The sequence below is a fragment of the Phenylobacterium sp. genome (genome assembly GCF_030693405.1).
Lineage (GTDB): Bacteria > Pseudomonadota > Alphaproteobacteria > Caulobacterales > Caulobacteraceae > Phenylobacterium.
The window spans coordinates 1-22,837 of record NZ_JAUYAW010000014.1 but is presented as its reverse complement, the minus strand read 5'-3'; the positions used below and the strand labels follow the sequence as shown (position 1 = coordinate 22,837).

Below are 22,837 nucleotides of genomic sequence, written 5' to 3'. Positions count from 1 at the left end.
ATGTTGCTCAGCGCCACCGCCCTGGCCGGCTATGGCGCGCTTGGAAGTTCTCAGGCTGTGGTCATCTGGGGCGCCGGTCCCTTGCGCCCCCTGCCAGTGGACACCCCGGCCGAGGCCGCCGAAATCCAGCTGGCCGGCGGGGCCGTGGGGCGGGTCGAGCGATCCTATCTCGGCTGGCGCGAGGTGCGGCTGGGGGACGGGCGGACAGGCTGGACGCGGCAGGAAAACCTGATCTGGGTCTGGGGCCCGCCCCGGTAGCGGGCTTTCGCCGCCCTACTCCACCGGCTTGGCGCGATAGGCGACCTCGTCCAACTCACCCTCCCACTTGGCCACGGTGACGGCCACCACCAGGTCGCTGGTGGCGTTGGGCACGGTGCGGGTCATATCCAGGATGCGGTCGAAGGGCAGGATGAAGCCCACCACCAGGGCCGTCTGCTCAGCGCTGAGACCGATCACCTGCAGGACGGCGGCCAGCATGAACAGCGAGGCCGAGGGCACCGGCGCTGTGCCCACCGCCACCACAACGCAGACCAGGCCCACCATCAGATACTGGGCCGCGCTCATGTCCACGCCGAAGGCCTGGGCCGAGAACACCGCCAGCAGGGCCACATAGAGGGCGGTGCCGTCCATGCTGAGCGTCGTGCCGAGCGGCAGGGTGGTCGAGGCCACCGTGTGGCTCACCCCCAGATTCTTCTCGGCCACCCGCATGGCCACCGGCAGGACCGCGGCGCTGGAGGAGGTGGAGAAGGCGACGATCACGGCGTCGGCGATGTCCCGGAAGAAAGGAACCGCCGGCAGGCGGGCGATCAGGCGGATGACGCCCCCATGAATGATCAGGGTCTGGAACGCACAGCCCAGGACCAGGGCGACGGCCAGCAGAAAGACATGCACGAAAGTGCTGGGCCCGGACGTCCCCATGACCCAGGCCACCAGGGCGAAGACCCCAAAGGGCGCCAGCTCCATGATGACCCGCACCAGGACCAGCATGATGTCCGAGCCGATCTGGAACAGCCGCGCGGCCGGAGCGGCGGGCTCACCGATGATCAGGATGCCCAGGCCGATCAGGATGGCGAAGAAGATGATGGCCGGGATGTTGCCTTCATTCAGGGCGGCGAACGGATTGAGCGGCACGATGCTCATCAGATATTCGCCCAGCGTCGGCGCGGCGCCGAGCACCTGAGGGGTTGTGCCGGCGAAGTCCATGCCGGAGCCGGGCTGGAACAGGGTCCCGAGGCTGAGCCCCACCGACACCGCCACGACGGTCAGGGCGAGATACATGACCAGGGTCTTGGCCCCGATGGAGCCGAGCCGTTTCACATCCCCCATGCCGGCGATGCCGGAGACGATGGAGAAGAAGACCAGCGGGGTGACGATCATGCGGATCAGCCGCACAAAGAGGTCGCCCACCCATTTGATCCCCAGAGCCTGCTCGCCGATGACGAGGCCCAGCACGGTTCCCAGCACCAGCCCCAGCAGGATCCGCTTCCACAGGGTGACGTCCAGCCAGTAGCGGCGGACAAGGCCGCCTAAGCCGCCGGCCTTTTGAGACCCGTCATCGGGCGCAGGATCGGACGCGAGGTCGGTCATCGGCTTGGTCTCCAGGTGCGGGGTCGCGCCGTGCTCGTCCGCCGAAGCGGTGGCCGGTCAGGCCTCAGCGCCGTCGGGCACGCCCCACAGGCCCTGCGGCGGCGTCAGGTGGGCGCCGCGCTGGACCGCGCCGCCGGCATAGTCGTTGGCCAGCCAGGTCGGTCCGTCGAGATCGACGAAGTCCGCATGCCGGGCCACATGGAAGGCCGGCGCGATCGACATGGAGGAAGAGACCATGCAGCCGACCATGACGCCGAAATCCATCGCCCGGGCCTGCTGCAACAGGTCCAGAGCCTCGGTCAGTCCACCGCTCTTGTCGAGCTTGATGTTCACCACCTGATAGCGGTCCTTCAAGCCCGGCAGGTCGGCGGCCACATGGCACGACTCATCGGCGCAGATCGGCGCACAGCTGGTGAAGCCCGCCAGGGCGGCGTCCTCGCCGGCAGGCAGGGGCTGCTCGATCAGGGCGACCTTAAGCTGGGCGAGGGTCGGTTGCAGGGCGGCCAGGATGTCGAGGGTCCAGCTTTCATTGGGATCGACGATCAGGTCGGCGTCGGGCGCTGCGGCGCGGACGGCGGCGAGGCAGGCGGCCGGGTCATTCTGGTCGACCTTGACCTTGATCAGGGTGGCGCCGGTCATCCGTGCGGCCGCCGCGCCCATGGCCTGGGGCGTATCCAGGCTGACGGTCAGCGCACTCACCAGGGGATGGAGCGGGAGCTGTCCGAGGGTTTCGGCGACCGCACGGCCGCCCAGGCGGGCTTCGAGATCCCACAGGGCGCAGTCGATGGCGTTGCGGGCCGCGCCCGGACCCAGCCGTTCGGCCAGGCCCTGGCGGCTCATCCCGCGTGCGAGGTCCTCGCCCAGGGCGTTCACCTGGGCGAGGACCGAGTCGATCGTTTCCCCGTAACGGGCGTAGGGCACCCCCTCCCCGCGCCCCTGGCGGCCATCCTGGACCAGGGTCACGGCCACCACGTCAGCGGCGGTCTTGACCCCGCGGGAAATCCGGAACGGCGTGCTCAGCGGCCAATGTTCAGCGCGGACTGAGAGGGTGCGAAGCATTCCACTAACCTGTCGACGATCTGGTCCACGCCCATGGAGACGGGGTCCTGGCAAGGGAGGTTGAAGCGCGCGGCGGTCTCGTCACAGAGCCTGCGCGCCTCATCCGGGGCGAGGTTTGAGGTGTTGAAGGCGATTCCCACCGCTGTCACGCCGGGATTGGTCAGGGTGGCCGAGGCGAGGTTGGCCTCCAGACAGGCCTGGAGGTCCGGCAGATCGCGGCCCGGCAGGCCGCGCATGTGCGGGCGGCCCGGCTCATGGCACAGGACGATGGCGTCCGGCTGGGCGCCGTGCAGCAGGCCGAGCGACACCCCGGCATAGGAGGGATGGAACAGGGAGCCCTGTCCCTCGATCAGGTCCCAGCCGCCGTCGTGGCGGGCCGGGCTGATCGCCTCGATCCCGCCGGAGATGAAGTCGGCGATCACCGCATCGATGGGCACGCCCGACTGGGCGATGAAGATGCCGGTCTGGCCGGTGGCCCGGAAGTCGGCCGCCATGCCGCGGCCGCGCATCTCCCGCTCCAGCGCCAGCGTCGTGTACATCTTGCCGACCGAGCAGTCGGTGCCGACGGTCAGCAGGCGGTGACCAGCCCGGGGACGGCCATTGCCCACGGCCATCTTCTTCGGCGGCTCGCGCACGTCGAACAGGGACAGGCCCCGCCGCTGGGCGGCCTCGACGATCTCGGGATGTTCCGTAAGCCGCTCATGCAGGCCAGACGCCACATGCAGCCCCGCCTCCAGGGCGGCGACCACATCGGCGACGATCTTGGGGCCGAGCACGCCGCCGGCGTTGGCCACGCCGACGATCAGGGTCTTGGCCCCCTTCTCGGCGGCCTCGGCGAAGCCCAGATGCGGCAGGCCCAGGGTGAGCGTGCACTCAGGCCCCCGGTGTTCCCCCAGGCTCCATTCCGGCCGCCAGTAGGCGACCCCGCGGGAGGTTTTGACAGACAGCTCATTCTGGGAGTCGCCAAGATAGAGCAGGTAGGGCGGCGGGATCATAATCTCTCACTTCGGGCCGGGGCGACGCTAGGCCCTGATCATCGCGCAACTGGGCCGCGCGCGAAGCTCGCAAGTGAGAGATCGGTTATAGCCCCGGGTTATGCGCCTGCTGCTGGTCCTGGATGTCGGCCTTCAGAGTATTCACGAAAGCCCGGGCCATCTTCGAGAGCGGGCGGTCTTCCAGATAGATGCAGTAGACCCCGAAATTGGCCGGCTGGATCAAAGGCCGGAAGTCCAGGTCGGGCCCCTGGTTCTCCCGGGCGGTGAACTCATCGACGATGGCCACGCCCGCGCCGTGGCGCACCAGGGCCGCAGCCACATAATAGGTCTGGACCACGATGCCCTCGGGCCGCGTCAGGCTGCCGCGCACCACCTCGCTGGCATAGAGGGCGCCGACCGGCCCGCTGCCGGCCAGGCTGATCAGCTCGTGGCCGCTGAAGCTCTCGATCCCCAGGCGCGGCGGCGCGTCGGGCAGATAGTCCCGGCGATAGAGCAGGACGAGCTCGCCGGTGCCGATGCGGGTGTGGGCGAGCCTCGGATGGCGCGGCGCGTCATAGGCCACCGCGAGGTCAGCCTTGCGCTCATAGAGGGCGCGCAGGACATCCTCGTCATGCAGGGTCTGCAGGGTGAAGGTCACGCCGGGATGCTTCTGGCGGAACTGGGCCACCGCCCGGGGCGCAACCCCGAGCCCGAGGGACGGCAGCACCGCCAGGCCGATATGGGCCGAGCCGCCCTTCAGCAGGTTGCGGGTGGTCTCCTTCAGCGACTCGATGCGCGTATAGATCTCGTCCACATCCCGGAACAGGGCGTGGGCCTCGTCGGTGGGCGTCAGCCGCCCCTTGACCAGCCGGAACAGGGGAAAGCCCAGCCGCCCCTCGGCGTGCTTCAGAACCTTGCTGACCGAGGGCTGCGAGACATAGAGGGCGCGGGCCGCGGCGCTGATCGAGCCCGCCCGATAGACCGCGTGGAAGACCTCGATGTGCCGGAGGTTCATGGAGGGGAGATTGGCGCCGGTCGGTTCCATGCCCCCTCAGACCATACCGACACCCCCCTCGCAAGGGCGGCCACGGCTGGTCAGCCCAGAGGCGCCGGCCCGGGACCGCGCCTATTTCCGCGCCCGGCCGCGCGCCTTGCCCCGCCGCTTCAGATCCATCTTCAGGCCCATGACGCCCATCAGGATCAGGCAGAGCGACACCACCGCACCGATGGTGATGTTCTGCACATCCCGGCCAAGCGGCGCGAGGAAGCCCCACTTGTGGGCATAGGCGAAGCTGGCCAGTTCCGGCCTGGCCGCATCGGGGGTGACGTCGGCGAGGACCCCGCTGGCGGTGTCCACATAGACGGCGGCGTTGACCGGGGCGCCGTAGTCGAGCCGCCAGACCGGCAGGCGCTTGTTGCGGAAGTCATAGCCCTCGCCGAAGCCGGTGACGACGCTGACATCCTCAATCTGCTTCCGGCCGACGCGAGTGAACCGCTCGCCGAGCTCGATGGCGTAGGCCCGGTCGCCCCCCGCCCAGGGCGCCCCGGTGGCGGCGTCCAGATAGACGACCTCCCCCTGGCGGGGGCGGCCGTCGAAGCGCGCATGGCGCATCTCATGGTGGCCCTGGGGGCCATGGCTCCGGTCGCCGGCCAGGGCCAGCCGATAGAACCAGCCCCCTGTGGCCGACTGGACCAGGGACAGGCTGTTGACCTCCAGCCCCCGGGTCGCCTCCGCCCACCGGGCCTGGATCGGATAGGCCGCGCCGGCCAGCTCCAGGGGCGGCGACAGGGTCAGGGTGCGCCCACCGTCCGGCCCGCTGTGGACGATCAGGTGAAACAGGCCGCTGCCGGCCAGGGCCAGGATCGGCAGCCAGAGGACATAGCCGGCGATCCTGTGCCAGCCACGCACCCCTGGGGCCGGCGCGCCCCGGCGGATCAGCGCCAGCATGACAAGCCCAGAGACCGCCATCAGGATCAGGGTCACGAGCCCCGCCGCCATCAGAACCACCCGCAACCCTTCCAGGGGCTTGGGCATCCAGCTCCAGGTGTGGATCCACTGGAAGGCGGTGAGCAGCACCGCCTGCCGCCGGTTGGTGAGGGAGGCCAGGGCGTTGGTCTCGGTATAGACATAGGCGGTCAGCCGGTCGGGCCGGTCGAACTCCACCCGGTAGACCGGCAGCAGGCGGTTCACCGCCGGATAGGCGTCTGAGAAGGCGGTGACCCGGGTCATGGCCTGCACCGGCTCGGTCTCGGCGCCGGTGGAATATCGGGCCAGGAAGACCGCGTGGCGCGCGTCGTGGTTCGCCAGCTCCGCCCCATCGGCCAGGCGGAAGTAGCGGCGGGCGGCATCCTGGGTCTCGGTGACCTGCAGCAGGGTCTCACCTTCGCCGACGATCACCTTCACCGCAGCCGCCCTCGCGACCCCAGCCTCAGCCAGGATCGCCTCCAGGGGCTTGGCCGAAGACAGGTCGATCGCCCGCTGTGGCGGGAAGAACTTGGCCGGCTGGGGGCCGAACATACTCATGGACACATGGATCAGGCCCGAGGCGCCCCACAGCAAAAGGATCAGCCCGCCGATGATGGCGATGGAACGGTGCAGCCAGATCATGCGGGCGCGCAGCCGGGCGCTGGCGGCCATTGGAGCCGACGCACGGCGCTCAACAGAAGACATGGAAAACCTCGAAAGGCTGAGGGGCATAGGCAGGCGCGCGGCGGGGCGGAGGGGCCCATGGCCCCCATGCCCACCGCATGGCGAAGCGCGCCCAGCCGGTTCAGGCCAGGCGGCGGGACGTCAAAGGGCCTGTGGAGGTCCGGTGGACCAGGGGGGCGGCGCAAAGAGGCCGCGGTCGAACAGCTCGGCCCGGGCGTGAGCCGAGCGCGGCGCAGGCCCGTCATAGACGACGGCTTCGACATGGACGCCCTCATCGGGCGGGGCGACCTGAAGGCCGCCTGCGAAGACGCAGGGCGCCGCCGGGCGAGGTTCGTCGTCCTCTGGGTCGTCAGAGACGTCCGAGGCCAGGCGCATGGCGCCGGTGGACGGGTCGACGGTCATTTCGGCCAAGCCCTGATTGGTGCAGATGGCGATCCGCACGCCTTCGGCCTCGCTGGTCTCGACCATGTAGCCGGTGGGCACGAGGGCGCGGAACAGCAGGGTCACGAGCACCAGCGCCACAAAGACGCGCGCTCCCCTCAGCCTGTTCATGCCCCAACCCATGGCGGCGCGATTAGCAGGCGCCGGATGGGGCGTCCATAGGCCCGATGGTGGAGGCTATTCCACGGCCAGGATGACGTGAGGCGCCTTGATCAGCGCGCTCGCCCGGACGCCGACAGCAAGGCCCAGGGCCTCGGCGCTGTCGCGGGTGACGGTGGCGACCAGGGACTTGCCTGCGCCGATATCGAGGGTGATCTCGCTGTTGACCCCGCCATCGACCCGGGCGCTCACCTGGCCGGGGATCTGGTTGCGGGCCGAGGTTCGCAAGCCCTCCCCCACCGCCAACATGACGAAACTGGCCTTGATCAGGGCGATGGCCGGGGCGCCGATCCTGAGGCCCAGGTCCTCGACGCTCTGCCGGGTCAGCAGCGCCGTGATGGTGACCCCCTCCCCCAGGTCGAGCTCCACCTCGGCGCTCACCGCGCTGGCGGTGATCTGGCTGATGGTCCCGCGCAGGGCGTTGCGGGCGCTGGTGCGCATGCCCAGACTCCAGAACAGGTCCCGACCGGCCCCCTCCCCGAGATGGGTTTCCAGCTTGGCCAGGGTCGCCTCCAGTTCAACCCTCACCCGCCCGAAGGCCGTCACCACCGCCTGCCCGCGCGGGGTGAGGCTGGCCGCGCCGCCCGCGCGTCCGCCCGGCGCGGCGGCGATGAGCGGCCCCTCAAACAGGTTGTTCATGGCCTGGACGGCGTCCCAGGCCCCCTTGTAGCTGAGCCCCAGGCGCTTGGCGGCGCCGCTGATCGAGCCCAGCTCGGCGATCGCCTCCAGGAGCGCCACCCGCTCGAGGCTGGCCCGCGCGCCGCCGCGCTGGAAGGTGAGCGCGGCGGTCAGATCCCCCTCGGTCCCCATGGCTGATCCTTCCTGTTCGCCGCGACGGATGATCGGAGCCGTCAACACCAGGCCTGGCTTCAGCCTCCTCCGATTGCCTATGGATGGGCGACATCGTTATATAGCGCAACTACATAACCAAGCCGGATGAGCTTCGCCGAGGGGGGCAGATGACCGCGCGCCGCACTGTTCTCGCCGGGCTCTTCGGCAGCCTCGCCCTGGTCGCCTGCGCCGCCCCGGCCCGGGCCGCCGAGACACGCGTGGCGGTGGCCGCCAACTTCGCCGAACCCGCCCGGGAGATCGCCGCCCGGTTCGAGGCGGCCACCGGCCACAAGGCTGTGCTGAGCTTCGGGTCGTCGGGGCAGTTCTTCGCCCAGATCGCCAATGGCGCGCCCTTTGACGTCTTCCTCTCGGCCGACGCCGAGCGGCCGATCAAGGCCGAGGCAGACGGCCTGTCGGTCCGAGGCTCGCGCTTCACCTATGCCACCGGGCGTCTGGTGCTCTGGAGCCGGACGCCGGGCCTGGTGGACGGCGCCGGCGCGATCCTGGCCCGCGGCGGCTTCGCAAAGCTCGCCATCGCCGACCCGAAGACCGCGCCCTATGGCCTGGCGGCGGTGGAGACCCTGCGCAAACTCGGTCTCTCCGAGCGGCTGTCGGCCAGACTGGTGACGGGAACCTCGATCACCCAGGCCTATCAGTTCACCGACACCGGTGCGGCCGAACTCGGCTTCGTGGCCCTGTCCCAGGTCGTGGGCCATAGGCGTGGCTCTCGCTGGATCGTGCCGGCGACCCACCACAGCCCCATCGATCAGCAGGCGGTCCTCTTGAAGCGGGGCGCCGACAATGCAGCCGCGAGAGCCTTCGTGGTCTTCCTCAAAGGACCAGAGGCCCGGACGATCATCCGGCGCTACGGCTATGAGGTCGGTTGAGCCATGGGTGAGATCATCTGGCTGACCGTCAAGCTGGCGGGGATCACCACGGTCCTGCTGCTGATCCTGGCCACGCCGGTGGCCTGGTGGCTGGCGCGCAGCCAGGCCTGGTGGAAGGAGATCGTCGGCGCGGTGGTGGCCCTGCCCATCGTTTTGCCGCCAACGGTGCTGGGCTTCTATCTGCTCCTGGCCCTGGGTCCTGACAGCCCGCTGATGGCGCCGCTTCAGCCGTTTGGGATACGCACCCTGGCCTTCACCTTCGAGGGCTTGGTCATCGGCTCGATCATCTACTCCCTGCCCTTCGCCGTACAGCCGATCCGCAACGCCTTCCAGGCCATCGGGGAGCGCCCCTTTGAGGTGGCCGCCACCCTGCGCGCCTCGCCGATGGACGCCTTTTTCAGCGTCGCCCTGCCGCTCGCCCGGCCCGGTTTTCTGGTGGCGGCGATCCTGACCTTCGCCCACACCATCGGCGAGTTCGGGGTGGTGCTGATGATCGGCGGCGGCATTCCCGGCGAGACCGAGGTCCTCTCCATCGAGATCTACAGGCTGGTCGAGGCCCTGGAATGGGACAAGGCCCACCAGCTGGCCGGCCTGCTGCTGGTCTTCGCCTTCGCCGTCATGCTGAGCCTGCTGCTGATCGAGCGGCGGACCGGGCGGCTGCGCCCGTGAGCCGCGCCCCTGGCCGGATCGAAGCGAGGTTCAGTGGCCGGCTTGGCGACTTCACCCTCGACGCCGAGATCAACGCCCCGGCGGCTGGGGTCACGGTGCTGTTCGGACCCTCGGGCTGCGGCAAGACCACCCTGCTGCGCTGCGTGGCCGGTCTGGAGCGGCTGCCCGGACGCCTCGTCGTCGAGGGCGAGGTCTGGCAGGACGAGGCGCGCTTCCTCCCCGCCCATCAGCGTCCGGTGGGCTATGTCTTCCAGGAGGCCAGCCTGCTGGCCCACCTGTCGGTGCGGCGCAATCTGCTGTTCGGCTTTCAGCGGACCCGGGACGAACAGCGGATCAACCTCGATCAGGTGGTCGCCCTGCTGGGCCTGGAACATCTGCTGGAGCGCGGCGTGGCGCGGCTGTCTGGCGGCGAGCGTCAGCGGGTGGCCATCGGCCGGGCGCTCTTGGCCCAGCCGCGCCTGCTGCTGATGGACGAGCCGCTGGCCAGTCTCGACGGGGCGCGCAAGGCCGAGGTGCTGCCCTATCTGGAGCGCCTCCACGGCGACCTCGCCATCCCGATCCTCTACGTCACGCACGATCCGGCTGAGGCCGCCCGGCTGGGCGACCGGCAGATCACCTTGAGCGAGGGCCGGACGGGGCCTGTCATCGACACTCGGGACGAGGCGCAAGGCGCCCGGCTGGCCGCGCGGCTGGCGGAGGTCGGACCAGAGCGGCTGTTTGAAGACCTCTGCGCGACGGGCGTCCCCCCGGAACTCGCCCAGCTGACTCTCGCCGCACTCTTGGCCGGTCTCCCGCCCTGGCGAACCTCAGATGGGGGGCGGTGAGGTCAGGCCGGCTCCAGATGACGCTTCCAGAAGGCCAGCCAGGAGTCCCGCTCATGCGCCGGGATCTCCACATGCCGGCCCGGATTGATGTGCATGGTCTTCTCGGTCGAGCCGAAGGCGTCGAAGAGCGCGATCCCCTGGTCCCGCTTCATCAGCTCATCCTCCCACTGGTAGACGAACATCAGCGGGACCTGGATCTGTTCGGCGGCGGCCTTGTGATCTTCCAGCCCTGGAAATGCGCCGAACAGGCCGAAGATGGCGCAGGCGACCCGCGGCTCCTCGGCGACGAAGGGCACGCCAAAGCGGGTCCCCATGGAGACGCCCCAATAGCCGACCCGGTGGTCTGAGCCGACAAAGTCGAGGGCCTGAGCCGCGTCCAGGGTCGCCTTCCACTCGGCGGTCACCTTGGCGACGGTCTCCGGGTCACGGGAGATCTTCGGGCGCTCGCCGCCTTCGGGGCGCTTGCCTTCCTGGGCGGCGCGGCCGGCCGCCAAAGCTGCGGCGCGCGCCTTCTCCGCCTGCTCGCGGGTGATGCGATCGCCGTGCCCCGGCGCATCGATGGCCACGGTCGCATAGCCCAGGGTCTGAGCGTGGGTGATGGCGGCGCCGGCGATATTGGCCGCCTTCTTGTGCTGCGAGCCCCCGTGGCCCAGCAGGATCAGCGGCCGTGCCCCCTTGGCCCCCTCCGGCGCCCAGACGCAGCCGGGGACAGAGTCGCCGCCCACCTGCAGCCGGAATTCCCGCCGCGTGACGCCGTCAGCGGTCTTCTCTCCGATGAAGTCCATCTCGTCCCCTGGGTTTACTTTTTCTTGTGATGTCAGGCCGCCGCGCCGGCCGGATCGGGCAGACCCAGGATGCGCTTGGATATGATGTTGTTCTGGATCTCGTAGGAGCCGGCATAGATGGTCGAGGCCTTGCCCGAGAGCCACTCGCGGGTATTGGCCAGGGCGTCTGGCTCGAAGCCCTCCCCCTCCCAGCCCAGACCGCCGTGGCCATAGATCTCCAGCAGCAATTCGGCGCGCGTCTGGTTCACCGCCGAGGAGACGTTTTTCAGGATCGAGGTCGCCGCGCTGGGACCGGCGCCCTTGGCCTCGGCCGCCGCCCTGTCCATGGTCAGGCGCAGCAGCTTCCTGTCCATCAGGTGCTCGGTCAGGCGCCGGCGCAGATCGCTGTCGGCGAGACGCCCATCCTGACCGCGGCCGATCTTTGCGATCGCCACCTCGTTCAGGGGCCGGCCCTCACCGGGCCGCGCCGGGGCGTCCTCGCTGCGCTGGCGTTCGTACTGCAGCAGGCGCTTGCCCACCGTCCAGCCGCCGTTCAGCGGGCCGAGCAGGTTGTCCTTGGGGACCCTCACATCGGTGAAGAAGGTCTCACAGAAGGGCGACGAGCCCGAGATCAGCCGGATCGGGCGCACCTCGATCCCGGGCGTGGCCATGTCGATCATCAGGAAGCTGATGCCCTCATGCTTGCGGGTCGTGTCGGTGCGCACCAGGCAGAAGCACCAGTCGGCGTACTGGGCGCCGGAGGTCCAGATCTTCTGGCCGTTGACGACGAAGTGGTCGCCAGCGTCCTGCGCCCGCGTCTGCAGCGAAGCGAGGTCAGAGCCTGCGCCCGGCTCCGAATAGCCCTGGCACCAGCGGGTCTCGCCCCGGGCGATAGGCGGGATGTGCCGCTGCTTCTGCGCCTCGGTTCCGTATTCAAGGAGGGTGGGGCCGAACATGCGCACCCCCATGGACCAGCCGATAGGGTTCCAGCCGCCCGCCTTGCGGATCTCTTCGCGGACCACGCGCGCGCCAGCTGGAGAGAGCCCCCCGCCGCCGTACTCCACCGGCCAGGTGGGGACGCCCCAGCCCTGGGCGCACAAGCGGGTCTTCCAGGTTTCGATCGCCTCGGGGTCGGCCGCGTCCTGCTGCCCCATGACCGGCGCCCGGCCAGCCAGTTCCCGCGGGAAGTTCTCAGCCACCCAGGCGCGGGCGACGGCGCGCAGATCGTCGAGTTCAGTCATGGAGTCTTGGGTAGATTTGATTGGTGCGATCGTCAACAAGGAGGCCTTGGCAGGGCTCCATCCCGGCCATCGCCCGACGGTTGCACCCCGGTCGGTCTTATGTATTGGTGTCTTCGTCAAAAAGAACACGACAGAGGAAACCCCATGGCCCCCTATGCCAGCGGCCGCGTCTTTCACGACGCCGACAGCCATGTGATGGAGCCGGGCGACTGGTTGATCCCCCACGCCCAGGGGCCGCTGCTCGATCACCTGAAGGCGCGCAAGTCCGCCGAGCGGATCGAGACCCAGGTGGCCGCCGCCCGCGCCCGCGCCGATGATCCGGAGGCCGCGAAAAAGGCCGCTGAGAAGCTGGTGGACGGGCCCAAGGGCTGGATCGCCTATGGCGCTTTCGACGCGCAGGAGCGCAAGCGCGCCCTCGATGAGCTGGGCTTTTCCCGTCAGCTGGTGTTCGCCACCTCATCGCTCGCCCACTTCCGCGGCGCCGCGGACCCGGAGGTGCTGTTCGCCGGCGCCCGGGCGCACAACAAGGCCATGGCCGCCTTCTGCGCCGACCCGCGCCTGATCGGCGTCGGCTTCGTGCCGCTGGACGATCCTCAGAAGGCCGTGGAGATCGCTCAGGAGGCCATAGAGCTCGGCTGCGGCGCCTTCTGGGTCCCGTCGACCCCGGCCGGCGACCGCTCGCCGGGCCACCCAGACCTCGATCCATTCTGGTCGCTGCTGGCGGAGAAGCGCATCCCCTTCATGCTGCACATCGGCCAGGGGTCACGGGTTCTGCCCAAGCAGTACAACAACAATGGCAAGCCGCGGTCGCCCGACCTGCACGGCGGCGGCGAGAACCTGCGCTTCCAGGACTTCATCGTCCTGCCCTTCTCGGCCCAGATGTTCCTGGCGGCCATGGTCTATGACGGCCTCTTCGACCGGGTCCCGGACCTGCGCGGTGGGGTGATCGAGTTCGGCGCCGCCTGGGTGCCGGGTTTCCTGCGCCAGATCGACCTGGGCTATCGCAGCTTCTCCAAGACCGACCCGCAGCTCAAGGCCCTGGCCATGAAGCCGTCGGAATACATGCGCAAGCACATCAAATTCACCCCTTTTCCGGGCGAGGATGTGGGCCATCTGATCGCCGACGCCGGAGCCGACCTCTTCCTGTTTTCCAGCGACTATCCGCACCCCGAGGGGACCACTGACCCCATCGGCCGGTTCGAGCGGACCTTTGACGGCCTCAGCGAGGACGACCGGGAGCGGTTCTACAGCCGCAATTTCGAAGAGATGATGGGCGCGTTCTGAGCGCCAGCAGCAGGGAAAGCGCCATGACCGAGACCGTTCAGGGCAAGATCATCGAGGGCGAGTTTCGTAGCCCCCACAACGGCTTCCAGCAGGCGCCGGGCTCCATCCATAATGACGAGGTGGCCTCCAAGCTGGGCTTCAAGGGCGGCACGGTGCCAGGCTCGGTCCACATGGACCAGTTCGCGCCCCTGCTGGTGGAGACCTATGGGGCCGACTGGTTCGCCCGCGGGAACATGTCTCTGCACTTCACCCAGGCGACGGTGGACCGCGAAGAGGTGAAGGCGGTGATGGAGGCCGCCAGCCCCCGCTCGCGCCTGACCATGTTCAACCGCGAGGGCGTCCAGGTCTGCATCGGCACCGCCAGCGGCGAGACCCGTGACGCGGAGTCGGAGATGGCCCGCCGCATGGCCACCCAGGCTCTGGCGTCGCCTGGGGCGCTTCGGATCCTGGCCGGATACAAGATCGGCGACACCAATACCGACATCCCCATGCGCATCGAGCTTGAGGCGCTGGAGAAGTCGCTCGGCCGCATCACCGAGCGGCTCCCCCTTTACGATGAGGGGGTCCTCCCCCCCTCTCACCTCGTGCGGCTGGCCCATATCAGCCGCCCCACGGTGCTGGCCAAGGTGAACCAGTCCGTGGGCCTCTTTGGCGCATTGGAGATCCGCATCGCCGACGGGCCCCTGAGGGCGGGCCATGACTATGTCGGGCGGACCACCATGCTGAAACTCACCGAGAGCCCCAAGACCGAGAACGCCTGGTACGACGTGGACATCGCCGATGCGGCGACAGGCAAGGACGTGGCCACGGTCACCTTCATGATCCGCTTCATGAAAGCCTCCTCGCCCCTCTGGGCCAGGCCGTCCTAAGAAGGTAAGCCTTGGCCCCATGGCCGCCCCGCGCCCCCCAGCTGAGACTTCCGCCGCGCCGCGCCTGACGCGGGAGGCGCTCTATGACCAGGTCTGGACGACTCCGCTCTCGACCCTGGCGGTCCAGTGGGGGATCAGCCGCAACGGGCTGGCCAAGATCTGCGACCGGCTGCTGGTGCCCTACCCCGGGCGCGGCTATTGGAACGCCCAGAAGGCCGAACGTCCAGCCTTGCCGCCGGCGCCGGCCGGCGTGGACGGCGAGGTGGACCTCGGGGCCCGGGTGGGACGCACGCGCCGGGACCGCACCCGCCTGGCGCCGGAGGCTCGGCAAGCCCAGCTGATGGCCGCGGCGGCGACCATCATCTCCCGTGAGGGCCTGCATGCGGCGACCATGAAACGCGTCGCCCGCGAGACGGGCCTCAGCGAAGCCCAGGCCCACAACCTGTTTCCCCGCCGTGCGGACCTCTTGATCGCGCTCGCCCGCCGGGAGCTGGCGGCCATGAATGACGAGCGCCAGGCCGAGATCGAGCGGGGCCAGGACAATCTGACCCGGGTGACCCTCTCGACCCTGGCCTATCTGCGCCAGGTGGAAGAACGCGGTGCCCTGATCCAGCGGCTGCTCAACAGTCCCGAGGTGCGCGCCGGCCTTCGGGCCGAGCGGGAAGCCCAGAGCGGCTATTCCCGGCGGCGCATGACCGAGCGGCTGACGACGCGCTACGGCGTCGAGGCCGATCTGGCCCGCGGCGCGACCGTGGTGCTGACCGCAGTCTGCCTGCGGGCCGGCCGGCTGCTGGCCGAGAAGAAGATCCCCCTGTCCATGGCTGAGCGCCTGAGCCTGGCCATTGTCACGGGCGGCAATCGTGAGATCCTGCGTGAGGGCCGCAGCTAGAGGTCTGGCGTCAGCGCCCGCAGGGACGAGCCGATCAGGCGCGTGGTGAGCTCATGTCCCCGTTCGGGAGTCAGGTCGCCGGCATGGACGAGGCGACCGGCCTCCTCCGGGATGGTGGTCATCAGGCTGAGCGCCGCCACCGCCTCCTTGGGCGACAGGCGCAGGGTGAGCCGGCCCAGCCGCGCCAGCCGCCGGGCGAGCCGGTCGCGGACGGCGGCCAACTCAGGATCAATCCGGCCCGCCATGAAGGGATCGCGCAGGACGATATGGGCCACCGGCCCCGCCTGGGCCACCTCGTCGAAATAGAGCGCCCCACAGGCCTGGGCGGCGTCGAACAGGTTTGTCCGCGCCGCAGCCGCCTCCAGCCCCGTCGCAAGCAGCGCTGCAAATCGGCGGGCCAGGAGCGCATTGGCCAGATCGTGCTGATTGGGGAAATAGGCGTAGATCAGCGCCTTGCTGACCTTAGCGGCGCGCGCCAGCGCCTCGAGCGGCAGGGGAAACCCGCCATGGGCCACGAGCAAGACCTCGGCGGCGTCGAGAATCTCGCCCCGCCGCACCTCAGGGGAAAGCCGGGCGCGCCCACCCCTCTGCGCCGTTTCGGACCTCATGGGGGATTTGTGGGCCGGGTCCGTCAGCCGCGCAAGTTCCGCTGTGCGGAAGCCCTCCGGGCGCTAGTGACATTCGCACCACTAGTGCGGCATATTGGCCGGGCTGGCCACCTGGGAAGGCGCCCTCGAGAGCGTTGAGGCTGGCTTAGGGAGGCCCCATGGCCGGACGACTCGACGACAAGGATGCAACCGCCCTGAAGGCGGCCGCGGAGCTCGGCATGGCGCCAGCCTTCTGGGCCGCCCGGCAGCCGGAAAAGGTCGCCGTCTTCGAGATGTCGGGGCCGACCCGCACCTTCGGACAGCTCAACGCCAATGCGAACCGGATCGCCCGGCTTCTGCAGGACCAGGGCCTGAAGCCCGGCGATTCCGTCGCGCTCCTCTGTCCCAACCGGGCCGAGTTCGTCGACGTGCTGTTCGCCACCCAGCGCTGTGGCCTGCGCATGACGCCGGTGAACTGGCACCTGACGCCGGACGAGATCGCCTATGTGATCGACAACTGCGAGGCCCGCGCCCTGTTCGCCGAGGCCTCGGTGGCCGGCGCGGCCCATGCCGCCGAGCAATGCCCACGCCTGACCTTGAAGGTGGCGATCGGCGGACCCCTGCCGGGCTTCCTGGACTATGAGGCCGCCCTCGCGCCCCATTCCGGCGAGGACATCGCCGATCCGGTGCGCGGCCACACCATGCTCTATTCGTCGGGGACGACGGGCCGCCCCAAGGGCGTCTACAAGCCCAACGCGCCCATCCCAACCTATGACCCGGCCTATCAGGACGACGACGTCCACTTCTGCACCGGCCCGGCCTATCACGCATCCCCCATGGCCGGGGACGTGCGCAAGGCCCTGGTGAACGGCGTGCCCACGGTGCTGCTCGAAAAATGGGACAACGAGAAGGTGCTGGCCACGATCGAGGCCCGCCGCGTCACCCGCAGCCACTTCGTGCCGATCATGTTCCAGCGGCTGCTGGGTCTGCCCGAGGATGTGCGCGCCCGCTACGATCTCAGCTCCCTGCGCCGCATCTCCCACGGGGCGGCCCCCTGCCCGCCCGAGGTCAAACAGGCCATGATCGCGTGGCTGGGGCCGGTGCTGTTCGAATACTATGCCGGCTCAGAGGGCGGCGTTGGGTTCTGGGTGACGTCCCAGGACTGGCTGAAGAAGCCAGGCACGGTGGGCCGGCGCCCCGATCCCGAGGCGGCGAAGATCCTCGACGAGGCCGGAAACGAGCTGCCCCCAGGCCAGGCCGGCACGATCTACATGCGGTTGGCCGACCAGGGCGGGTTCGAGTACTTCAAGGACAGCGCCAAGACCGACTCCGGCCGCCGGGACGGCTATTTCACCATGGGTGATGTCGGCTTTTTCGACGAGGACGGCTACCTGTTCCTCACCGGCCGCAGCGCCGAGACGATCATCGTCGGCGGCGTCAACATCTACCCGCAGGAAATCGATAACGAGCTCATCAAGCACCCGGCGGTGGCCGATTCCTGCACCGTGGGCGTGCCCCACGACGAGTATGGCGAGGAAGTCCGCGCGGTGATCGAACTGGCCGACGGCTATGAGCCCTCCGAGGCTCTGAAGGACGAGATCCTCGCCTATGCCCGCCAGGCTGTGGCCAAGTACAAGGTCCCCCGAAAGGTCGACTTCGCCGCCCAGCTGCCCCGCAGCGAGGCCGGCAAGATCCAGCGCAACAAGGTCCGCGCGCCCTACTGGGAAGGCCGGGCCCGCGCAATTTGAAGGCGCGCGCCGCGCACAAGGACGCTCAAGGACGCTCAAGGCGGGTCCGCACCGCCCTTGAAAGACGCAAGCAAGTCAGTCCAGGGCTCGGGGCGGACGCCCGGCGTTCGCCAGAAGTCCACAGCTTGAGCCGATGCGACGGCCTCATCGAAGGTCTTGCGCATGGCGGCCGTATCGAAGCTCAGCATGCCTCCATTCTCCGTCGCCGCCGGCGAGTCCGGCAGGGAGGCGACAGAGAGCGGTAGGTTGTGAGCCACGCAAAAGGTCAACGCGATGTTCAGCGCCTGACGATAGGACACCCTCAGCATGGTGTCGAAGCTGCGGACGAGGACTGCAGGCAGGTTGAGCGCTGTGGTCCGGGGCGCGGCCTCCAGGACGGTGTTCACGAGGACATAGACCCGACCACGCTGCATCCGGCGGCCAAGCTTTCGCCAGTGAAGGAGCGCCTCAGGCATGATGAAGAGCGGCGCCGTCACCCCCCCGTCCACATGGGCTTCCTCGTAGGCGACCCCTTCCACTTCAACCGTGAAGCGGTGCGGCGGAAAGAGACCTGGCAGGCTGGCGGACGCCACCAGCACGTCGCGGAATAACTTGGTCGCTTTGCCCCCACCTCTCAGGGCGATCTCGCCCATGTCCCAGACGCACGGCTTTTCGGAATCCAGATCGGTTGTGGCGACGAGCAAGCGCCGTCCCAGCCGGTGCTCCGCCGCCACCGCCGACACCAGGGCTTCGTCGACAAAGGGATGGATAAGCCGCTGCAACGCCACGGTGCGGAACAGACCTGGCTCCAGGCCGGGCGAGAGACCTCCTAGCCCTAGGGCCTCAGCGGCGTGGCCGCCGGTGTAGGCGTCCTGAAGTCGATCGTCCCACTGGGGCCCGAGGAATGCGAAAGGCGCGATCAACGCCCCCGTACTGACTCCCGTCACGATCGCGAAATTCGGCCGCCGCCCCGCCCGTGTCAGCCCGACCAAGACGCCGGCGCCATAGGCGCCGCCAGCCGCGCCGCCGGAAATGGCGAGGACGTTGAAGTCTTCGCCACTCCAGGCCGATCGAGGAATAGAAAGCCGATCCGCCGCTTCATTGAGGGACGCCTCGGCTTCCTCCACGCTCAGGCGAACGTTTTCAAAACCCTTGAGGCGCGCCCGCATTCCAACCGGGGCAGGTAGACGCGTGTTTCGAGCGGGGCGCGCTGTAGGGCGGGGCCGTTGGTCTTGGCGCATCACTGACAGTCTCGGCCATCCCGCCGTAAAAGACCCTTGGTCTGCGCAGCAGTATCCACCGCAGTTTAGCTCAACAAGGTCTAGCGGGCGATCCTTGGAGACCACGTCCGCGAGGCCCGAAGCCACGACCGCGGCCAAGTGGACGGCCCGGAAAATGACCTCCCGCCGATCGAGTGAGTCGAGTCACGCAGAATTTCGGGCGTCAGAAAGCCGCCGGACGTTTGAGCGTACGCCGGCCTCGAGAGGGAAATCGGGCTGTATGGCGAAGGCGCGCGGGTTCTCGATCCACTCTGGACCATAGGCGAAGGTCGAGAATTGCCGTGGCCGGGCATGGGTAAATCGCAATCGGCCCACCGACGTCCGGCCTTCGCCAAGCGCGACATGGGCGACGAAATCGGCCATCAGAAGGAAGCCCCGTCAGGGTCCACAACGTCCTGCCGATCCTGCTCTTTTTCCGTCTGAGCCTTCTGCCTTTTCAGCCTTGCCGCGAAAGAGCGGCCCCGCCGCGGTCCGTGCTCCGCTATCAGCGCGAGCCCCAGATCGTCTTTGCGGATATCGATCAGGTCAGCGAGCCGCTCCAGAAGGCCCAGCACAACAAGAATGTCGGCAAGCGTTCCAATAGCGACACCGGGATCCCCCCGTTCGAGGCGGGCGATAGAACTCGGCGAGGTTCCTGCGCGCACGGCGAGATCCGCCACTGCGATACCACGCCGCAGACGCGCGTTGCGGATATCCTGGCCCAGTCGTTCCAGTGCTGGCTTCGCCTTGGGGGAACCCATCTCAATCGTCCATATTTGACGTATTGAACAGAATTAATGGTCATATATGACGACTTGTATCCATGGCCAGGAATTTCGGTCCGTGTCCGCCCGGGTCACAATCGCCTCGCTTTGGAAACCTGCAATCGGCGAGCGCGGACTCAGACGCCAATATTCTTGATCTCAGCCATTGGCGGTCAACGCCTCAAGATAGGGCCGAATGATCGTGGCGACTGCTCCTTGCTCGGCCTGCCTGGCGATCTCGCCGGACGTCGTCCTGCGTTGGCGCAGCGCTTCCTGAAGGCCTTCGATCGCCACCGACAGCCCGATCTTGTTCCGATACCAGAAGCAATTGGCGATCGTCTTTGCAACGCCAACGACCTTCACAGTCAGCTAGAGTTTTCCGCGCCGATTTCCCAGGCTGGGGGTAGCGGAAGACGATCAAGGCTTCGAGGTTTTCGGACGCCCAGAAGACGTTCATTCTGACGCAAGGCGCCGATGGGATGCCGGTGGCGGACAGTTGCCGCAAGGCCGGAATCAGCCAGGCGACCTACTTCAACTGGAAGAAGAAATACGACGGCCTGCTGCCGACGGAGATGAAGCGGCTAAAGCGGCTGGAAGACGAGAGCACCAGGCTGCGAAAGCTGGTGGCGGATTTCTCGTTGGCCTGAGAGATGCTGCGTTTCGGACGTCAAAAAGCCGCCGGACGTTTGAGCGTACGGCGGCTTTGATGTGTTATGGGTGCTGCGATGCGCACCGTCCGTTGTGACATCGGGCGCCCGTCGTTGGTGATTGTGGCCTAGCTGATGATTGGGGCAAGGTCAGACCGGCGAGAAATCCCGACCCGGCCTCGTCCAAGGTTGGGGGCAAGGTCACGGGAGCACGGCCTGCTCGACCACGAGGATGAAACCCTCCAAGCGAGCTAAAGCCTGTAGCCGCCGCCTTCCCGCCGCGTGACCCGCATGATCTCCGACGCCCGCCGCCCGCCGCCCGCCAAGCGTCAACCCCACCAGCACCAGCTTGGCCTCAGGGGCGATGTGGTCGAAGGGCGCATCGGAGACGAACAGGTCGCACCCGACCTATCGGGTCATTTCCGCCGGGGTACACCTTGGCGATAAGCTGCCCAAGTCCAGGCGCTGGCAGGGGCGGACCCGTAGGAGCCGCGGCACCCGGCGGGGCCGAGCACGCCCGCCCGTCGCTCTCCGTCATCCTACGCTCGCCACTCACTCCGCAGCGGCATGCTTTTGGACAATTACCTTGCAGCTTTCGCATCAACTGTCCATATATGGACAATGCTGAGGACGCCCTCCGAAATCCTGCAAGACCTCGCGAGGCGCATCAAAGCGCGTCGGGTCGCCTTGGGCTGGCCACAGCTGGAGGCCGCTCAGCGGGCCGGCGTCGCCTACCGGACTTGGCGGCGTTTGGAGACCGAAGGTCAAGCCTCGCTGGAGGACATGGTCAAGGCCGCTGTCGCCCTGCGCTGCGAGGATGCGCTGAACGAGCTGTTTCCGCTCCCTGCGGCCAGTAGCCTCGATGCGCTCCTGGCGCAGCAGGCCGCCAGCGCCGCGACACGGCCGCCGCGTGTGCGGGCGTCCAGGTCACGATCTGCAAAGGCGCCCCGCCCATGAAGCTGGCGCCCGGGACCCCGCTGGCCACCAGCCTGACCTTTGGCGAGGACCAGCCCACTCTGCGCGTCGGCCGGCTGGCCATGGCCGGCGGTCTGGCGCAGCTAGAATGGTCGCCGGAGCTGATCGCCGCGCCGCTCCCGGTTTCGGCCCTGCTCTATCCACCGGAACCTGGCCTTCATCCCGCGCGCGGCGGGGAGTTTGAAGGTCTGCACGGCTTTCTCGCTGACAGCCTGCCCGAAGGCTGGGGCTCTCTGGTCATGCGACGACGCTTGAGCAAGCTCGGCGTCGCCATCGAGACGCTGAGCGCCTTGGATCGGCTGGCCCTGGTCGGCGACCACGGCCGCGGGGCCCTGACCTACCACCCGGCGACCGCGCCGCCGCCGCAGGTCGAAAGCCTCAATCTCGACGCCCTGGCCGCCGAGTCGACGGCGATCCTGACCGGCCACGAGGGCACGCTGGCCGACACCTTGGCCGCCCTGGCTGGCGGCTCGGGCGGCGCCAGGCCCAAGGTTCACGTCGGGTTCGACGCCGAAGGGCGGGTCTCGGTCTCTGAAGGCGAGACCGCCGCCGGCCACGAGGCCTGGATCGTCAAGTTCGCCGCGACCAACGATCCTCCCGACATCGGTCCCATCGAAGCGGCCTACGCGGCCATGGCCATGGCCGCCGGTCTGGCCATGGCCCCCTATCGCCTGCTGGAGTCAAAGACGGGGCCCGGCTATTTCGCCACCCGCCGCTTCGATCGCCCAGAACCCGGTCGGCGCGTGCACATGGTCTCGTTGAGCGGCGCGGTCGAGGCGCCGTGGCGCACGCCCGCAAGCTACGATCTCTTTCTGCGCGCGACCCTGGCCATCACCCGCCACGCTGACGACCTGCATGCCGCCTTCCGGCGCATGGTCTTCAATGTGCTGGCCAGTAATCGGGACGATCACACGCGGCAGCACAGCTACCTGATGGACAAGACTGGGGGGTGGCGCCTAGCCCCAGCCTACGACCTGACCTATTCGGCGGGGCCTGGCGGCGAGCACTATCTCGACGTCGAGGGTGAGGGCAAAAACCCGACCCGCGAGCAGGTGCGTGCGCTCGGGCGTCGGCATGGCCTGCCCGACCGCCTGATCGGCGCCGTCATCGACGAGGTCCGCGCCGCAGTAGCGGACTGGGGGCGCTTTGCGGCGGAGGCCGGGGTAACGAAGGCTTCGCGCGTAGAGATCTCGGCCGCCCACCATACTGTGGCGGCACACTTCTCGACGCCAAAATAAACAGCTTTGTCTAGCCGGTCGGAAGGAGACCCAGTTCCGCGGCGATGCAAAGCGCGACCACGATCACGGTCTTTGGCCTGGGGCTTACGGCCCGCGACGGGGCGGTGGTGCTCATCGCCCTCACCGTAGGCCTCGCCGCGATCGCTCTGGTGGGCTGGGCGGTGCTGGGCTGAGGCGGTGGCCAGACAGCAAAAAGCCGCCGGACGGGATACGTACGGCGGCTTTGAGGTGATTTGGGTGCGGGGACAGGATTTGAACCTGTGACCTTCAGGTTATGAGCCTGACGAGCTACCGGGCTGCTCCACCCCGCGGCAGATGAGTTGGCGCGTGGTGTTGCGCCTTATGTGCTGGCAAGGGTTTGATCTGATGACTTCATCCGTTTGGTAGACCTGGCGGCGACCTACTCTCCCGCGCCTTAAGACGAAGTACCATCGGCCCAGAGAGGCTTAACGACCGAGTTCGGAATGGGATCGGGTGGGGACCTCTCGGCATAACCACCAGGTCAACGAAAC

The 22,837-nt window shown here is 68.3% G+C and carries 24 protein-coding genes, 1 tRNA gene, 1 rRNA gene and 1 pseudogene; 11 read left to right on the top strand and 16 right to left on the bottom strand.

What is annotated here, in order from left to right; all coding sequences use genetic code 11:
• Positions 1-258 (top strand): SH3 domain-containing protein (locus tag Q8N19_RS03310; RefSeq protein ID WP_305588209.1); only part of this gene is annotated, 258 nt, incomplete at its 5' end.
• Between the two features lie 15 nt (positions 259-273).
• Here Q8N19_RS03310 and Q8N19_RS03305 read toward each other — a convergent pair.
• The 7 genes from Q8N19_RS03305 to Q8N19_RS03275 all read right to left on the bottom strand — a co-directional run bounded on the left by Q8N19_RS03305 (position 274) and on the right by Q8N19_RS03275 (position 7,680).
• Complete coding sequence (locus tag Q8N19_RS03305; RefSeq protein WP_305588208.1) at positions 274-1,587, bottom strand: dicarboxylate/amino acid:cation symporter; 1,314 nt, start codon at positions 1,585-1,587, stop codon at positions 274-276.
• 57 nt (positions 1,588-1,644) lie between these two features.
• Positions 1,645-2,646 carry an N-acetyl-D-Glu racemase DgcA gene (dgcA, locus tag Q8N19_RS03300; RefSeq protein WP_305588207.1) on the bottom strand — a complete coding sequence of 334 codons (1,002 nt, stop codon included), beginning with the start codon at positions 2,644-2,646 and terminating at the stop codon, positions 1,645-1,647.
• Entirely contained in the window at positions 2,604-3,641 is a 1,038-nt protein-coding gene (dgcN, locus tag Q8N19_RS03295) for an N-acetyltransferase DgcN (protein ID WP_305588206.1), read from the bottom strand. Before dgcN ends, dgcA begins: the two co-directional genes overlap by 43 nt.
• Positions 3,642-3,726: 85 nt before the next feature.
• Entirely contained in the window at positions 3,727-4,665 is a 939-nt protein-coding gene (locus Q8N19_RS03290; protein WP_305588205.1) for a LysR family transcriptional regulator, read from the bottom strand.
• 81 nt (positions 4,666-4,746) lie between these two features.
• Entirely contained in the window at positions 4,747-6,258 is a 1,512-nt protein-coding gene (locus tag Q8N19_RS03285) for a PepSY-associated TM helix domain-containing protein (RefSeq protein ID WP_305588204.1), read from the bottom strand.
• Positions 6,259-6,411: 153 nt separating this feature from the next.
• Positions 6,412-6,792 (bottom strand): hypothetical protein, encoded by a 381-nt coding sequence (locus Q8N19_RS03280; protein ID WP_305588203.1) that lies wholly within the window; start codon positions 6,790-6,792, stop codon positions 6,412-6,414.
• Between the two features lie 96 nt (positions 6,793-6,888).
• Positions 6,889-7,680, bottom strand: a complete 792-nt coding sequence (locus Q8N19_RS03275) for a TOBE domain-containing protein (protein ID WP_305588202.1) — start codon at positions 7,678-7,680, stop codon at positions 6,889-6,891.
• Between the two features lie 149 nt (positions 7,681-7,829).
• Between Q8N19_RS03275 and modA the strand changes: the two genes are divergently transcribed.
• Genes modA through modC form a run of 3 tightly spaced genes read left to right on the top strand, consistent with a single transcriptional unit; the run spans position 7,830 to position 10,081 of the window.
• Positions 7,830-8,588 carry a molybdate ABC transporter substrate-binding protein gene (gene modA / locus Q8N19_RS03270; protein ID WP_305588201.1) on the top strand — a complete coding sequence of 253 codons (759 nt, stop codon included), beginning with the start codon at positions 7,830-7,832 and terminating at the stop codon, positions 8,586-8,588.
• A 3-nt stretch (positions 8,589-8,591) separates the two neighbouring features.
• Positions 8,592-9,257: a molybdate ABC transporter permease subunit gene (gene modB, locus Q8N19_RS03265; protein WP_305588200.1), complete on the top strand. Its 666-nt coding sequence runs from the start codon at positions 8,592-8,594 to the stop codon at positions 9,255-9,257.
• Positions 9,254-10,081 carry a molybdenum ABC transporter ATP-binding protein gene (gene modC, locus Q8N19_RS03260; protein WP_305588199.1) on the top strand — a complete coding sequence of 276 codons (828 nt, stop codon included), beginning with the start codon at positions 9,254-9,256 and terminating at the stop codon, positions 10,079-10,081. The genes modB and modC overlap by 4 nt, the downstream gene beginning before the upstream one ends.
• 2 nt (positions 10,082-10,083) lie before the next feature.
• Here modC and Q8N19_RS03255 read toward each other — a convergent pair whose 3' ends face one another.
• Both Q8N19_RS03255 and Q8N19_RS03250 read right to left on the bottom strand, forming a co-directional pair.
• Positions 10,084-10,866 carry a dienelactone hydrolase family protein gene (locus tag Q8N19_RS03255; RefSeq protein WP_305588198.1) on the bottom strand — a complete coding sequence of 261 codons (783 nt, stop codon included), beginning with the start codon at positions 10,864-10,866 and terminating at the stop codon, positions 10,084-10,086.
• 32 nt (positions 10,867-10,898) lie between these two features.
• Positions 10,899-12,086: an acyl-CoA dehydrogenase family protein gene (locus tag Q8N19_RS03250; protein WP_305588197.1), complete on the bottom strand. Its 1,188-nt coding sequence runs from the start codon at positions 12,084-12,086 to the stop codon at positions 10,899-10,901.
• Positions 12,087-12,230: 144 nt separating this feature from the next.
• Here Q8N19_RS03250 and Q8N19_RS03245 point away from each other — a divergent pair, with 144 nt between their 5' ends.
• From Q8N19_RS03245 to Q8N19_RS03235, 3 genes are read left to right on the top strand one after another with little or no spacing between them, the layout of a single operon-like run.
• Positions 12,231-13,370, top strand: a complete 1,140-nt coding sequence (locus Q8N19_RS03245) for an amidohydrolase family protein (protein WP_305588196.1) — start codon at positions 12,231-12,233, stop codon at positions 13,368-13,370.
• 23 nt (positions 13,371-13,393) lie between these two features.
• A complete protein-coding gene (locus tag Q8N19_RS03240) occupies positions 13,394-14,239 on the top strand; it encodes a hypothetical protein (RefSeq protein ID WP_305588195.1) in 846 nt (281 codons plus the stop codon).
• Between the two features lie 19 nt (positions 14,240-14,258).
• Positions 14,259-15,128 carry a TetR/AcrR family transcriptional regulator gene (locus Q8N19_RS03235; RefSeq protein WP_305588194.1) on the top strand — a complete coding sequence of 290 codons (870 nt, stop codon included), beginning with the start codon at positions 14,259-14,261 and terminating at the stop codon, positions 15,126-15,128.
• Here the strand turns inward: Q8N19_RS03235 and Q8N19_RS03230 are convergent.
• On the bottom strand, positions 15,125-15,736 hold the full coding sequence (locus Q8N19_RS03230; RefSeq protein WP_305588193.1) for a TetR/AcrR family transcriptional regulator: 612 nt from the start codon (positions 15,734-15,736) through the stop codon (positions 15,125-15,127). The genes Q8N19_RS03235 and Q8N19_RS03230 overlap by 4 nt on opposite strands.
• A 158-nt stretch (positions 15,737-15,894) precedes the next feature.
• Between Q8N19_RS03230 and Q8N19_RS03225 the strand changes: the two genes are divergently transcribed.
• On the top strand, positions 15,895-17,463 hold the full coding sequence (locus tag Q8N19_RS03225) for an AMP-binding protein (RefSeq protein ID WP_305588192.1): 1,569 nt from the start codon (positions 15,895-15,897) through the stop codon (positions 17,461-17,463).
• 35 nt (positions 17,464-17,498) lie between these two features.
• Here Q8N19_RS03225 and Q8N19_RS03220 read toward each other — a convergent pair whose 3' ends face one another.
• The 4 genes from Q8N19_RS03220 to Q8N19_RS03205 form a co-directional block, all read right to left on the bottom strand.
• On the bottom strand, positions 17,499-18,683 hold the full coding sequence (locus Q8N19_RS03220) for a patatin-like phospholipase family protein (protein ID WP_305588210.1): 1,185 nt from the start codon (positions 18,681-18,683) through the stop codon (positions 17,499-17,501).
• 183 nt (positions 18,684-18,866) lie between these two features.
• The gene (locus tag Q8N19_RS03215; protein ID WP_305588191.1) at positions 18,867-19,085 is read right to left on the bottom strand and encodes a hypothetical protein; all 219 of its coding nucleotides are present in this window, start codon (positions 19,083-19,085) and stop codon (positions 18,867-18,869) included.
• A complete protein-coding gene (locus Q8N19_RS03210; protein WP_305588190.1) occupies positions 19,085-19,462 on the bottom strand; it encodes a helix-turn-helix domain-containing protein in 378 nt (125 codons plus the stop codon). The genes Q8N19_RS03215 and Q8N19_RS03210 overlap by 1 nt, the downstream gene beginning before the upstream one ends.
• Positions 19,463-19,624: 162 nt before the next feature.
• Positions 19,625-19,828, bottom strand: coding sequence for a hypothetical protein (locus Q8N19_RS03205; protein WP_305588189.1), 204 nt, complete (start codon positions 19,826-19,828; stop codon positions 19,625-19,627).
• Between the two features lie 53 nt (positions 19,829-19,881).
• On the opposite strand from Q8N19_RS03205, the pseudogene Q8N19_RS03200 reads away from it, so the two are divergent.
• The 3 genes and pseudogenes from Q8N19_RS03200 to Q8N19_RS03190 form a co-directional block, all read left to right on the top strand.
• Positions 19,882-20,106, top strand: a pseudogene (locus Q8N19_RS03200) (transposase); the annotation flags it as partial.
• Positions 20,107-21,065: 959 nt separating this feature from the next.
• Positions 21,066-22,325 carry a type II toxin-antitoxin system HipA family toxin gene (locus tag Q8N19_RS03195; protein ID WP_305588188.1) on the top strand — a complete coding sequence of 420 codons (1,260 nt, stop codon included), beginning with the start codon at positions 21,066-21,068 and terminating at the stop codon, positions 22,323-22,325.
• Between the two features lie 44 nt (positions 22,326-22,369).
• A complete protein-coding gene (locus tag Q8N19_RS03190; RefSeq protein ID WP_305588187.1) occupies positions 22,370-22,498 on the top strand; it encodes an exopolysaccharide biosynthesis protein in 129 nt (42 codons plus the stop codon).
• Between the two features lie 61 nt (positions 22,499-22,559).
• On the opposite strand, the gene Q8N19_RS03185 is transcribed toward Q8N19_RS03190, so the two are convergent.
• Both Q8N19_RS03185 and rrf read right to left on the bottom strand, forming a co-directional pair.
• Positions 22,560-22,636, bottom strand: a tRNA-Met gene (locus tag Q8N19_RS03185).
• Between the two features lie 76 nt (positions 22,637-22,712).
• A 5S ribosomal RNA gene (rrf, locus tag Q8N19_RS03180) occupies positions 22,713-22,827 on the bottom strand.
• Between the last annotated feature and the right edge of the window lie 10 nt (positions 22,828-22,837).